This is a genomic window from Xenorhabdus littoralis (assembly GCF_033949345.1).
Taxonomy (GTDB): domain Bacteria; phylum Pseudomonadota; class Gammaproteobacteria; order Enterobacterales; family Enterobacteriaceae; genus Xenorhabdus; species Xenorhabdus littoralis.
The window spans coordinates 21,456-35,092 of sequence record NZ_VCDP01000058.1; the positions used below are offsets into that span (position 1 = coordinate 21,456).

Genomic DNA, 13,637 nt, shown 5'->3' on the forward strand with positions numbered 1-13,637 from the left:
AATACAAATATTCATTATTAGGATAATAACATGTCATACCTTAGACCTTATCTCGGTAATACCAAGATTGCTGATAATGTACAACTTCGTTTGCAAACTGTACTTGGTAATAAAGCGGTGTTCAGATACGCCACTGAAAGCCAATATTGCCGTCAGGCAGAAAGCCTGTTACAGAATATCCTGCATACACAACATGTCAGGCTGCTCACTAATGGCACTGTGGCTCTCAAAGCCGCGTTGCTTGGACTCAGACCAAAAACAGGGCAACGGGTTCTCATTCCCTCAATCTCATTTATTGCAACCGCTAATGCTGTACTCAGTTGCGGGTTAATTCCTGTGCTTGTTGATGTCGATGACAGCGGCATGATGTGTCCGGATGCATTAAAAAAGACCTTAAACCAAATTGATACCAAGCCACTGGCAATAATTGTTGTTCATCTGGAAGGCTCTCCTGCCTCCATTACTGAGATTGTCAGACTCTGCCAACAAAATGATGTCCATGTTATTGAAGATTGTGCGCAGGCAATGGGCGTGAAATATCAAAACCAACCTGTAGGTACGTTTGGAGAATACGGTTGTTTTAGTTTTCAGGCCAATAAATTAATCAGTAGTGGTGAAGGCGGTTTGCTGATTGCTAAAAATGATCCACGGTTTATAGATGCCTGCATGATGACCGATCATGGGGCCGAACGTACAGCAGAAGGTTACCCAGATTGGAGCAACAGTATCGGTTTTGGTGACAACAATAAATTCAATGAAATACAGGCCGCATTGCTGATTCATCAATTAGAGAATCTCGATCAATTTCGTGTTTTATTGACAGAACGTTATCACGAACTGGTGAAACATCTTCCGGCTGAGTGGGTCGATCCTCGCCCAGAAGGTACGATACCTGTGTCTGTCTGGTTAAAACGCAGCAAATTATCTAAAGAAAGCAGGCATTCACCACTCTTGTATGATTGGAAAGCATGGGATTTGGCTAATCACCCGATTATAAAAAATCAGCTTTCTCCCTATTCTGATAATTTCCCTTGGAGCCTGCAAAAAACATCAACTCCGGCACCAAATCTGGAAAAACATGGTGCAATCGTGAGTGATCGGATTTGTCTGCCGGTACCTCTTGATGATGCACTTTATGGCGCTGCCTTGCGATGGGTTATGGAAAGGAAAATATGATGATCTTAGATAACCCTTTTTTTACCCGGCTCAATGGTAACAATCAGCCTGTCCAATATGTTTTGGGAGGATCTTGCATCTGTTACGCAAAAGGCGTTCCGGCCCGACTTTCACTACAGGATTTAATTGATTCTGTGCTGCCTGCAATCATTGCTGCGTACCACAATGTTCCTGTATATCTCTATTTTCAATCCCATGAAGCGATCATGATGGCAGATTTGTTGCATTTTGATCCGCAACTGGCCAATCATAAAATGATGAGGGAATGGCTGGAAGCTGGCATTGCCTATACTTTAGAAGAACTCAACATTCCGTTACCGCCAATTTATTGGGTCGATACATCTGAAAATGGGCTACATCAGCATATTGACCGACTGATTCCCCATATCAAGGCTATTTTACCTGCAACAAGTCTATATGGTCTCTATGCCAAAAATCCGGATGCAACTTATCCGCAGGGAACCGATGAAGAGCAGATGATGTTGGATGTGTATTACCGCAATATTACGCTTTATACATCTGAATTTCTCAGTGAGGTACTTGGAGTTAATCCTGAGCAGGCGTTGTTTGTTGAAAATACTACGCAGCAAAAAGCCATCCAAATTTACTATCATGCGACAGAACGGAATTGCAGCGCATTGCTTTATCCACCAGCACCAAATACACAAGGCAAAGAAATGTGTTTGGGCAATAGCAACCATAAAATTGAGTTACGCCATACTGCAAAACAAATCATGCACCGTGCCGCTAGAATTGGTCATGATGATTATTATCAGTCCATCTTTAACGGGCATTCTATTGTAGATATCATGCAAGGTTGGCAATCAAAGGTATTGGGATAATGAAGCATAAAACCGTTGTTGTTATTCGGGGAACACCGGCAAGTGGGAAATCCACGACTTGCAATCGATTAAAAGACACAATGCTGGCACAGGGATTAACGGTTTCCTATTTGCCCTGGGATACCTTTCACCATTTTGTAGAACCAAGATCGCTTCTCACTCAGAAAATCATCATGGAAGACACCCTGCGACTCTTAAAGGTCGCTGATGATTGCCTTGATTCCGGCAGCGATTTGGTCATTCTGGATGGTGTTTTCATTCACCATGAAGAGATTGACGCCATTAATTCCCTATTTGCGCGAAAAAATGCCCGGATTCTGTATTATCGGCTTATCGCTCAAGAGTCCACACTGATAACCCGTAATCAGGAGCGCGCCATAGAAGATCGTTTGCCGACATCCCGCATCAAAGAAGTCGCACGGGATAATTTATGGGATCACAATTTCTCTGACGAAATTGTGCTGAACAGTTCACAACTTTCACCAGACAGTATTGTGGCACTGATATGTCAGGCCATCAGGCAAAAACCTTCTCCGACCGACTCCTTTGCCAATCCAACCACTTCTCATTTATGGCGTCTGGGAACAGTGCTGCGTTATCCGGAATTTAAACGCTTTGAGCATGTCGATCTCGTTTGGCAAGAAAACCAGAAACAATGGCAAAGTAATACTTTCTTCGATTTCTCTTTTACCAATCAAGAAGAAAAAGAACTACTGTCACTTTTAAAACAACACTCTGTTTTATTTAAATATCTGAATGCTAAATCCCATGCCAATATCTACCTGCACGATTTGGCTCAGCGCCACGGCTTACAATGCCATGAAGAAAGTAAATGGCTGGCTCCGGTTGTTGATATTCCGCCCAAGACAACCCTAACTGATTTTCTGACCCAACATTCAGCACGATTAAAACGCAGCCTGAAGAAAGCGCGAACTCACCATACTTTCACTCGCTACAGTACCTTGGGCCAAATTGAACAACTATGGCAGGATGTCTTATATATAGACGCCCGAAGCTGGAAAATGACACAGCGAAGTGATATGCGCAGCCTGAATCGTGAAGATCTACAATATCTCTCTGGTATTTTATCCAAAAGTAATCAGTATCATCTGGCTGTCACTTATGATGTTAAAGAAACACCCTGTGCCTGGTCACTGATGATAAATAATGGTGCAGGGCAATGGTATGCTGCGAAATGGGGTTGCAGTGATCAGGGAAGAGAGATGTTAATGGGAATCACTTGCCTGATTACTCATCTGGAAATGCTCTATTGCCCTCATGCGGGTCTCCAGATTGATCTATGGGGCAGAGACAGTGAATTCTACGATCAATTAGCTAACAGATATATTGAACGCCTTCATCTCAGGATCATGCCATGATGCCTTTTCATCAGATATTGAGCTACGGCAGTTCCGTCCGGAACTTCTTTCTTGAAGATCTACGCATTGTGGCTCATCAAGGTTATTGTCTGATGCCAGAGTGGATATGCCAGAGTATGGTTGAATCCGTTTACGCCGCCAACTGGCAACCACGCTTCTATCCGGTGTTACCACCAGAACAGGCAAGCATGATTTTGCAGGCGGATATTCAGGCCATGATGGAAATGCTGGATGCTCTCCCACAGCCTTGTGCCGTGCTTCTCGCCCATCCTTTGGGTTATATCGATCCAGATTGCATGGCATTTTTGCGGCAAATTCAAAAAAATCGCCATATCCATGTATTTCTCGACCTTTCTCAGGGTTATGGCCGAAAAGATTGCCAACAAGAGATCCGACACGTTCATGCCACTTATTTTTCTTTTAACGGCAACAAACTTATCCGGACTGGTGGTGCATTACGCCTCTGTCTCGCAGGCAGCGAGGACACCCCCGACTCTGTCAGTAACATTTTCACAACGTTTTATATTGCCGCAGAAAAAGGCTTCAACACATTAAACGGCTATCTAAAATCCCAGATGATTGAAGATGATATTCACTTTGCTTCGCTTTACTCGTCCTACCAGTCAAGCCCTTACCGTACCATATTGCATTGGGAAAAATGTTCTTCTTCCCTGCAAGTGTTACTTAAACGTCAGGGCTTAGTTCAGCCTTTACTTGCTGAGCCCAGACAGAAAAAAGAACAAACCAGTTCAAATTATCGTCAATGGTGTGAACAGGTTATGCTGATGTTCAGTTCACCAAGAGTTGAATGGAGTCTGTAACATGTTAGAACTCAAACAAGTAACCCCCCAATCTCCCTTATGGAATTCATTTCTCCATCTTTATGGAGAATATTTTCAACGTCATTGGCCGGAAGTCTTTGGCGAACAATCAGAAGAAGTCATCGCGAAAGAGCATCATGCTGAACTTGAACAACGTATTCAGCAAGGAGGAAGAGGGTTATTTTTATTGCTGAATGCAGGACAATTGGCTGGATTGGCGAATGTGTATCTTGAGCAGAAAGAGAGAGCCACAGAAAGGGTCACATTGAATATTGCTGAATTTTATATCAGAGATGAATATCAGCGCCAAAAATTAGGTGATGGATTATGGTATGCCATGTTGCAATGGGGGCGTCGCCATGGTGCAACACATATTCATTTAGAGACAGATACAGGCAAAAATGCCAATTTTTTCTGGCAATCGCATGGCCTTGCAAGTTATCAGGTAGATGATCGAATTCACTACAGCGGTACTATACCTCCCCTGAAGATATTGTGGATCAGGCATGGGCGAATTATTCCGCTTGATCACCTTGATTACTGCCCTGAAGATAATCTGATCGCCCTTGATGCAACATCAATTAAACAGGCGGGAGAAATTGGTGTACGGATACTGGATAAACATCCGTGGCAAAATATCCATACCTCACCCCAACGCCGTGCTCTTGAAACCGCCAGAGCACTCAGTTCCGCACATAAATATTGTTCAATACAAGAAGACAACGCACTCTGCGAATTCTTCCCTGAAGAACTCATCGGCATGAAATTGGCGGATATTCCACGCCATTATGGTGAAGATTATGCCTACCGGCTACTTCATACACCACTTGATACACCATTCAAAAACTCAGAGCACGTGACAGAGGCTGCTGACAGAATTCATCGTTTTATCATGCAAATTGGTGATGAACTCTCCATGTCCGCAATGAGAGTTATTATCTCCCATCAAAATCTGCACAATATTTTTCTGGCACATCTGATGAAAGCCAATCTTAATCTTTCAGGACGGCTGCATCTTAATAATCTACATGGAAGTACTTTTTTATATTGTCCTTACACTAAACAATTTGACATAGAAAATATAAACATTCCTTTATGAGATGATAATATGTTAAAAAATACTCCATATATTATTTTTGACGCAGAGCCATTCTGTTTTGGTCCTATATCTACCACTTTAAATGTAGTGGAACAATTAAAGCACCGTAATAAACTAGCATCAGGCATTAAACTTATTTTATTAGGGACGCTCACATCGACTCAATTAGGTCAAAAATCCGGTCTATTTGATGCAATTTATGAGTGTGACACTACTTCTATTACTGAACTCGCTCACTATTCCGATCTTATTTCAGGAGCCAGTCTGTATATCAGTAATACCAATCCGAATTCTATCCAATTTGTCGCAGAACTGGGTACACCTATTATCTATATTGATACTCTATTCTGGATGTGGAGTAGCCTTAATGTCGATCTTCGCCATACAGAAAAAACATTCATTCAGAATTTCCATGGTGTAGAGCGCAATATCGAAAAGTTCTCGGACAAACTAGGAAATTACGAAATTATTCCCCCGATTATTCACAGCTCCCTGCAACAATACATGCCCGATGATAACCAATCAGAAGGTATACTGATTACACTCGGTGGTATTGATACCGTCTACGTCGATACGACAGATTTTTACGTCCATTTTCTTCAGGAATTATTGTCTCTTCCCAGTTTGCAAAGTGAACCCAACATTACTATTGCTGGGGGAGGTAAAACTATCGGGGATCTGGCACAAATGTTTGCTAAAACACATCCCCATATTAATATCGGCTGTTTTGAAAGACAGGATTTCCTGCAAAGATTGCACCGTGCCCGCAAGGTATTGGCTAATCCTGGCCTGACCACATTCTATGAATGTGTGGCACTCAATAAGGATGTTTTTTTCTTACCACCGCAAAACTATAGTCAACAATTACAACTGGAAATTTATCTTAAACATTATTATACCTATGAATATGGTTTTTTATGGCAGCCTGAATACGGTTATCCTGATATTCCTCCATATATCCCAGAGATAGAAGGTTTAGAATTAACGAAAAAATGTAATGATTTATTCATCACCAACCCAGACGAAATAAAAAGGGCTATGGATATGATCAGCTTGTTTATGGAAAAAGAAAAAAACAGCACCAATTTCAACAACGATATATTCAAAAAAAGTTCAAACAACATCATTGTCGATTACATTGAGAATAGAACCTTTAATTAAAAACTGACACAGATTAAATAACACAATAAAAAATATTAGAAAATATATTTTTTAAACAACTTTCATGTTTAAGCAATAACCCAATGATATTTTTTATAAAAAACATTAATAGCTTCTATTAACAATAATATTAGTCCTTATTTCTATAAGAGGTATTTCTATGTCCACCCTATTGTCTGGCCTTAAAATATTTGTAGGGGGCCCCATTCAACATGCATTAAAATCAAACACATTAGACAGTCATTTACAGGTTCATCTCAAATGTGCCATTCATTTATTAGAATCACTCGGCGCAGAGGTTTTTTCTGCTCATCGGGCAGAGCAATTTGGCGGAACGACACATTTATTTACACCAGAAGAAGTTTCCCAACGGGATCGCCAATGGATGGAACGATGTGATATTTTTGTTGCCGTTTTACCTGTCTGCCCACAACAAAAAAAGCTGCTCAGAACAGACGGTACCCATATAGAACTCGGTTGGGCTTCCGCCTTACAGCGCCCGATTATATTGGTAACTGAAAAACCTTTCGATGACTCTGCCAGCCACTTACTAAAAGGACTGTCTGCTGTTGCTCAAGTTCATCATATCCCACTTAATGATTTTGAACATGACGCGACGATATTAAGTAACACTATTCAATCCGTAGCAGAAAAAAAAGTTATCCAAAAGATTTCAGCTATCGCGTAAATCCGGGCAATAGGGGCAATAGGGGCATTGGCCCCTATTCATCAAGCTTCACTCATTATGAGTGGTAATCCGGATTCTGGTGAACTAATTCGCTGTGCCAGATAATTAATTCATCACGTAGCTGTTCCGGTAACACTGCAACATGACATCCTTCTATTGCTCCTGCCAATGCAAGCAACAAACTAACATTTGTTTTTTTCCTGTGTTGCTGTAGTTTGAGGTAAGTTGCTTTTGCCCCTAGCATTCGCAATTCTTCTACTTTAGATATACCCACTTTCCATAATTGCCTCTCTAAGGCGATCCCTAAATTGGGCAGATCTTTAAGTCTGAGAGGAATTTTCTGCCTATCAATAATTTCTTCCATGGTGTATTGATAGGCTAGATGTACATATTCAAATAGCTGTTTTTGATCTCGCCAAAGTGATTCATTAACGCGGTAATACCGCAAAGTCACAGGTATTCCTCTTTTTGAATAAATAAACTTTTCCATACCTTTGGCTTTAAATAATACTTCTGCGTGACTATTTCCTCGCAAATAAAGTTCTCCATCTGAACTGATAGCAAATAAAACACCATCAATTAATAACCCAATGCCACCAAATTGAGATTTTTTCTTAAGCTTTCCCAATGAGGACACACCTTGTTGCAATTGAGCCAAACGAGCTCCGCATAAAAGCATTTTTATCGCTCCATGAATCACTTTCCAAAATAAAGTTTAATCATGCCTGCTATTAATAAAATAGATAACAAGAACAATTAATTAAAACCATACGCAATCTGTTTCCAACTGCCAATCGTTAAGTCGGAAAAATCCTAATTTCTGTAAATTTTTGCGAAGCGCTTTGAAAAAAAGGGGCTTGCTTTTAATAAAATATCGCTATACTGTATAAATATACAGTTCATCATGGCGAGGAACATTATGAGCATTCAATCATCGTGGGTATATCTCACCGAAAAGAAAACAGCCGCTACCAGCACCGTAGTAAACGAACATAAAACAGACAAAGCAGTAATGGTTGATGAGATGAAAACAATGGTTGGGATAACCGTGAAAAGACTGTCTTTTGTAGAGCCCCCTCACTACACTTCACTCACTGCAAAAGGCATGGTCAGTGAGCTAATCTACAATGAACAACATCCTGTCATTAATCACATTCTGCTGCCTTTATTACGCCAATCTGGAAATGAAGATCGGTGGTTACTCTGGGTCACACCTGACAAGAGGTTAAGCCGTCAATGGTTGGTAAGTTCCGGACTGCCCTTAAATAAGGTCGTTCAGCTCAATCAGATTCGTCCCATTGCTTCAATTAATGCAATGGAAAAAGCACTGGCAAGTGGTAATTACAGTGTGGTATTGGGTTGGTTGCCCGAATTGTCTGAGTATGAAATGAATAAATTACAATTAGCGGCGCAGAAAGGTAGCGCGTTAGGTTTTATTATGCGACCACAAAAAATGGTACCTCAATTTATTACTCAACCAAATAGGTTACAAATTCACTCTATTTATTATCATTGACTAAAATTAGGAATTATCCCAACATTTTTTATAAAAAATAAGCTACTAGCTAATAACCATGCCTATTTTCACTGAAGATCAATATATTTATACGGTAAATATTGTAAATGTTCGTCAAAAAAAACTTATATTTGTAATATTGCAATTAAAAATTTTGTGTCATGAGTCACAGTGTACTTGTAACTTTTTAAGTTCGTTGTAGACTTTACACAGTTTAGGTTTGTGCTTATCGAGTTTATATTTCAAGACGTATCTTCTGATCGAAGCACAAATCCCTAACTGAACATTTTAACCAGTGGCTAATAATAAGGCTTTAAAGGCCAATTGCCTATTTGGATGATAACGAGGCGTAAAATGAAGAAAACAGCTATCGCAGTAGCAGTGGCAGTGGCAGCGTTTGCAACTACTGCCCAAGCAGCTCCAAAGGATAATACTTGGTATACCGGTGCTAAGCTGGGTTGGTCTCAATACCATGACGTAAACTTCTACGGTAACGGCTATGATAACCGAATTGGCAATGGCCCTACCCGTAAAAGCCAGCTAGGTGCAGGTGCTTATGTCGGTTATCAAGCAAATCCATATCTGGGTTTTGAACTGGGCTATGACTGGCTGGGCCGCATGGCTTATAAAGGCAGCGTTAATAATGGTGCTTTCCGTGCTCAAGGCGTTCAACTGACAACTAAACTGAGCTATCCAGTGTTGGATAATCTGGATGTTTACACTCGTTTAGGTGGTATGGTATGGCGTGCAGATTCTTCCGCGACTTACAATGCAAATGCAGCATCCCCTGCGCAGTTAAGGAAGAAAGATAACGACACTGGCGTTTCTCCTCTGGCAGCCATTGGTGTTGAATATGCACTGACCAAAAATCTGGCAACCCGTCTGGATTACCAATGGGTTAACAACATCGGTGATGCTACCTCTGTTGGTGCCCGCCCAGATAACGGCCTGCTGAGTGTTGGTGTTTCTTACCGTTTTGGTCAGGATGAAGCTCCGGCTCCGGTTGTTGTACCTCCGGCTCCAGTCGTTCCAGCACCAATTGTTGAAAACCAAAGCTTCACTCTGCGCTCTGATGTTCTGTTCAATTTCAACAAATCAACGCTGAAAACAGAAGGTACACAAGAGCTGGATAACCTTTATAATCAACTGGCTAAAATTGACCCAACTCAGGGTAAAGTTCTGGTAGTTGGTTACACTGACCGCATCGGTAGCCAGCATTACAACCTGCCACTGTCTCAGAAACGTGCGCAGTCCGTTGCAGATTATCTGGTTGCGAAAGGTATCCCAGCAAACAGCATCCAGGCAGAAGGTCGTGGTAAAGAGAGCCCAGTGACTGGCTCTACCTGTGACAACATCAAAGTTCGCACTAAACTTATCGACTGTCTGGCTCCAGATCGCCGTGTAATTATCAATATTCAGGGCACTAAAGAAGTTGTTACTCAACCAAAAGTAGCACAGTAATCTTGTTCTGATAGATTTATCAAAAAACCCCATTTTAAAATGGGGTTTTATTTTTCCTGCTAACTGGCTTTTCTACTCATCAAGGGACTATTTCTCTAATATTGCTTTCAGATCCTGCTTTAAACTTGACATCTGGTGAGTATATTTTTCTCTATATTCAGCATCTTCCAACAATTGTATAATCGTTTCTGACAAGGTATTGCCACGTCGTCGGGAAAGAGCTGAAAGTCGTTGCCAAACATGAAAATCCAAATCGATGGATTTTTTACGTGAGTATTGATGTTCAGCATTAAAATGACGTTTACGCCGTGCCCGAATCGTTTGCTTCATTCTGTTGGATAAGTCTGGGTTCATATGCAGCGACATCCATTTCAATACCTTGATCGGTTCAAGCTCTAGCTTCATCAATTCATTGACCGCATCCTGCTCAGCACTTTTTTCAATGTATTTAGTAATCGGCTCACCTTCGCGGTGTTTTTTTGCCAAATATGTCCATTTCCAGCCACATTCCAGATTTTCCAATTGTTGATATTTCATTTCATCTCTCAGTGACAGCGTAACCTCAATTAAGCATAGCAATTATTTCTTTGAATTGCTCATGGCGACACAAAATATTGGTATATTTTACAGGCAATGAATGTGTTAGCTCAAATGTCATGCTTTTCAAGATTCTGGCATGTCGGTTCATTGCCTAATCTTGTATAATAAATGTTTCCTTTTTACTATATGTAGCTATCACTTTGACGAATATAAAACTAGACTGGCAGGCATTACAGCCAAACAACGCGCCTTATCAAGCACTCTTTAATTCTGTCGCTGAATTGCCCTCCATCACAATCGATGAGGTTCAATCCAGGCTGCACAGTGGGTTATCCCTTTTTTGTCAGGCCGATCTGCGTCAACCTTTTATGCTGTTAAAAGCAGAAGAAAGTGATGCTTACCTGTCCCTTTTATCTGATACAGTTTCCTCTTTATTACCAGAAAATCGTCCAAAGATCGGCGGCTACTACCAGACAGAACACCAAACTATTACCTGGCATTCTTCAGAGGAAGGGCTTTTTGCACCCACTGAGCGAGTCGCTTATCGTGAATGGATTGAACCAGAACAATTATTTGGCAATATCTACACGCATCAAGGTGTACTTCAACTCCAACCAGGGCTTATCCATCAAGTCAATGGCGGTATCTTGGTTTTGTCTCTGCGCACCCTGCTCTCTCAGCCATTAATGTGGGTTCGTCTCAAGCAGATGATTATTCAACGCCGTTTTGACTGGCTGTCACACGATGAAAACCGCTCCCTGCCCCTTCCTGTACCTTCAATGGAATTGAATTTGCGTCTGCTTTTAGTCGGGGACCGATTGAGTCTTGAAGAGCTACAAACCATTGAGCCTGAACTGGCAAGCAGTGCATTGTACGGTGAGTTTGAGCTGGATATGCCTTTTCATGAAGAAGATGATCTGACAGTATGGTGTCGCTATGTTAATAGAATTATTCAGCAACAAAATCTGCCTTCACTGAGTGCCGATGCCTGGCCTGAGCTGATCAAACAAGCGATTCGTTATACTGATGACCAACTCAATCTGCCTTTGGATATTCAGTGGTTGCAACAAAAGCTGGAAACAGCGACCCATTATCAGCAGGAAAATCAGATTACCGGCTCTTCTCTACAACAAGCAGAAGAGAATCGTATCTGGCGTCATGGCTATTTGGCTGAACGCAGCATGGACGAAATTCTGAAAGGTCAGGTATTGATTCGCACAGAAGGCTCGGTTATTGGTCAAATTAATGGGCTATCCGTGCTCGAATATCCCGGCCACCCTGAACCGATGGGAGAGCCATCGCGCATTAGCTGTGTTGCGCATGTAGGGGATGGGGAATTTATTGATGTGGAACGTAAAGCAGAATTAGGTGGCAATATTCATGCGAAAGGTATGATGATCATGCAAGCCTACCTCATTTCTGAATTAAAATTGGATCAACCCCAGCCTTTCTCTGCTTCTGTTGTATTTGAGCAATCCTATGGCGAAGTGGATGGTGACAGTGCTTCATTGGCTGAATTATGTGCTCTTATCAGCACATTGTCGCAGCACCCCATTGATCAACAAATTGCCGTTACCGGTGCGGTAGACCAATTTGGCTATGTGCAACCAATCGGCGGAGTGAACGAAAAGATTGAAGGGTTCTTCCGTTTATGTAACTACCGTCAGCTGACTGGCTATCAAGGCGTCATTATTCCAACGACTAATGTGCAGCACTTGTGCCTGAATCAAGATGTTATTGATGCAGTAAAAAATGGGCAATTCCATATCTGGGCCGTAGAGCACGTCTCTGAAGCTGCATCTCTGTTAACGGGTATACCTTATTACGATCCACAAAAAGAACACTTATTAGCTATAATACATGAACGTATTACACAAGCTAATAATCAAGAACGACCTAGATTACCGTGGTTTCTTCGTTGGTTAGGTTAGAATAATTTTTATCTGACCGCTTTAGCTGATCGGAGTTGTTCAGCGTACAAGTGTACGCTATTCTGTAGCCTTACATAATTATAAGGCTACCTGAGAATATGTTCACAAAACAAGAGTCCTACACGAAAGAAGAACTTCAAGCCTCTGGGCAGGGTAAGTTGTTTGGTGAGAATGGCCCACCGCTGCCTTCTGGCAATATGCTGATGATGGACCGTATCATAAAAATGACAGAAACCGGCGGAGCTTATAATAAAGGGTATATTGAAGCTGAATTCGATATTCACCCTGATTTGTGGTTTTTTGATTGTCATTTTCACAAAGATCCAGTGATGCCCGGCTGTCTTGGTCTTGATGCAATGTGGCAACTTGTTGGCTTCTACATGGGATGGCTTGGTGGTGAAGGTAAAGGCCGGGCACTCGGCGTTGGAGAAGTTAAATTTACGGGTCAGATATTACCAACAGCAAAAAAAGTGACCTATCGAATTAATTTCAAACGTGTCATTAACCGTAAGCTTATTATGGGGCTGGCCGATGGTGAAGTCTTGGTAGATGGTAAGCTAATTTATACTGCGACTGATTTGAAAGTAGGTATATTCAAAGATACCAGTATGTTTTGATGCTCCGGCATTGGTAACTAAAATACTTTTCAACGCCTGTCTCCGAGACTGAACACCTCCGCATTTATTAGCGGAGGTGGTTATCTCATTCAATGGTTCCATTGCCGTCAAACGTGATCTTCTTTTGCCTGACGCCATCCTCCCAACCAATATGAACGAGCATCCAATGAATGATAAGGACAATTCTCCCGTGGCCGCCCCAGAATACCCGCTTGATAGCCTCTGGAAAGTGCTCTTGCTAAACGGTCTCTTTTCTGTCTTTTCATGCCTTACTTCCTCATCTATTACCATGAAGCTGAAACAATGATCGTTTTTTATTCAGTTACTCCTAGTGATACCTTGATATGAAATTAAGATCAAGCAAAGAAATTCATAAAATTGTCATGATAAATATTTACACTATCCG

At 41.5% G+C, this 13,637-nt stretch carries 14 protein-coding genes; 11 read left to right on the plus strand and 3 right to left on the minus strand.

Annotation, left to right across the window (positions count from 1 at the left end):
- Positions 1 to 30: 30 nt before the first annotated feature.
- The 7 genes from FE394_RS14250 to FE394_RS14280 all read left to right on the plus strand — a co-directional run bounded on the left by FE394_RS14250 (position 31) and on the right by FE394_RS14280 (position 7,166).
- Positions 31 to 1,176 carry a DegT/DnrJ/EryC1/StrS family aminotransferase gene (locus FE394_RS14250; protein WP_319927026.1) on the plus strand — a complete coding sequence of 382 codons (1,146 nt, stop codon included), beginning with the start codon at positions 31 to 33 and terminating at the stop codon, positions 1,174 to 1,176.
- The gene (locus tag FE394_RS14255) at positions 1,173 to 2,018 is read left to right on the plus strand and encodes a hypothetical protein (protein ID WP_319927027.1); all 846 of its coding nucleotides are present in this window, start codon (positions 1,173 to 1,175) and stop codon (positions 2,016 to 2,018) included. The genes FE394_RS14250 and FE394_RS14255 overlap by 4 nt, the downstream gene beginning before the upstream one ends.
- On the plus strand, positions 2,018 to 3,397 hold the full coding sequence (locus FE394_RS14260; protein WP_319927028.1) for a P-loop nucleotide/nucleoside kinase family protein: 1,380 nt from the start codon (positions 2,018 to 2,020) through the stop codon (positions 3,395 to 3,397). Before FE394_RS14255 ends, FE394_RS14260 begins: the two co-directional genes overlap by 1 nt.
- Entirely contained in the window at positions 3,394 to 4,218 is an 825-nt protein-coding gene (locus FE394_RS14265) for a hypothetical protein (RefSeq protein ID WP_319927029.1), read from the plus strand. The genes FE394_RS14260 and FE394_RS14265 overlap by 4 nt, the downstream gene beginning before the upstream one ends.
- Position 4,219: 1 nt before the next feature.
- Positions 4,220 to 5,317 carry a GNAT family N-acetyltransferase gene (locus tag FE394_RS14270; protein ID WP_319927030.1) on the plus strand — a complete coding sequence of 366 codons (1,098 nt, stop codon included), beginning with the start codon at positions 4,220 to 4,222 and terminating at the stop codon, positions 5,315 to 5,317.
- Positions 5,318 to 5,326: 9 nt separating this feature from the next.
- Positions 5,327 to 6,478 carry a hypothetical protein gene (locus tag FE394_RS14275; protein ID WP_319927031.1) on the plus strand — a complete coding sequence of 384 codons (1,152 nt, stop codon included), beginning with the start codon at positions 5,327 to 5,329 and terminating at the stop codon, positions 6,476 to 6,478.
- 160 nt (positions 6,479 to 6,638) lie between these two features.
- Entirely contained in the window at positions 6,639 to 7,166 is a 528-nt protein-coding gene (locus FE394_RS14280) for a nucleoside 2-deoxyribosyltransferase (RefSeq protein WP_319927032.1), read from the plus strand.
- Positions 7,167 to 7,221: 55 nt separating this feature from the next.
- Here the strand turns inward: FE394_RS14280 and FE394_RS14285 are convergent, their stop codons facing one another.
- On the minus strand, positions 7,222 to 7,845 hold the full coding sequence (locus tag FE394_RS14285; protein ID WP_319927033.1) for a TfoX/Sxy family DNA transformation protein: 624 nt from the start codon (positions 7,843 to 7,845) through the stop codon (positions 7,222 to 7,224).
- 240 nt (positions 7,846 to 8,085) lie between these two features.
- Between FE394_RS14285 and sulA the strand changes: the two genes are divergently transcribed.
- Both sulA and ompA read left to right on the plus strand, forming a co-directional pair.
- Positions 8,086 to 8,682 (plus strand): SOS-induced cell division inhibitor SulA, encoded by a 597-nt coding sequence (gene sulA, locus FE394_RS14290; RefSeq protein ID WP_319927034.1) that lies wholly within the window; start codon positions 8,086 to 8,088, stop codon positions 8,680 to 8,682.
- 354 nt (positions 8,683 to 9,036) lie between these two features.
- The gene (gene ompA / locus FE394_RS14295; protein ID WP_319927035.1) at positions 9,037 to 10,143 is read left to right on the plus strand and encodes a porin OmpA; all 1,107 of its coding nucleotides are present in this window, start codon (positions 9,037 to 9,039) and stop codon (positions 10,141 to 10,143) included.
- A gap of 87 nt (positions 10,144 to 10,230) precedes the next feature.
- Here ompA and matP read toward each other — a convergent pair whose 3' ends face one another.
- Entirely contained in the window at positions 10,231 to 10,680 is a 450-nt protein-coding gene (matP, locus tag FE394_RS14300; RefSeq protein ID WP_319927036.1) for a macrodomain Ter protein MatP, read from the minus strand.
- A 203-nt stretch (positions 10,681 to 10,883) separates the two neighbouring features.
- On the opposite strand from matP, the gene FE394_RS14305 reads away from it, so the two are divergent.
- Complete coding sequence (locus FE394_RS14305; protein WP_319927037.1) at positions 10,884 to 12,614, plus strand: Lon protease family protein; 1,731 nt, start codon at positions 10,884 to 10,886, stop codon at positions 12,612 to 12,614.
- Positions 12,615 to 12,712: 98 nt separating this feature from the next.
- A complete protein-coding gene (gene fabA / locus FE394_RS14310; protein ID WP_319927038.1) occupies positions 12,713 to 13,231 on the plus strand; it encodes a bifunctional 3-hydroxydecanoyl-ACP dehydratase/trans-2-decenoyl-ACP isomerase in 519 nt (172 codons plus the stop codon).
- 107 nt (positions 13,232 to 13,338) lie between these two features.
- Here fabA and rmf read toward each other — a convergent pair whose 3' ends face one another.
- Positions 13,339 to 13,497, minus strand: coding sequence for a ribosome modulation factor (gene rmf / locus FE394_RS14315; RefSeq protein WP_072061398.1), 159 nt, complete (start codon positions 13,495 to 13,497; stop codon positions 13,339 to 13,341).
- Positions 13,498 to 13,637 lie beyond the last annotated feature (140 nt).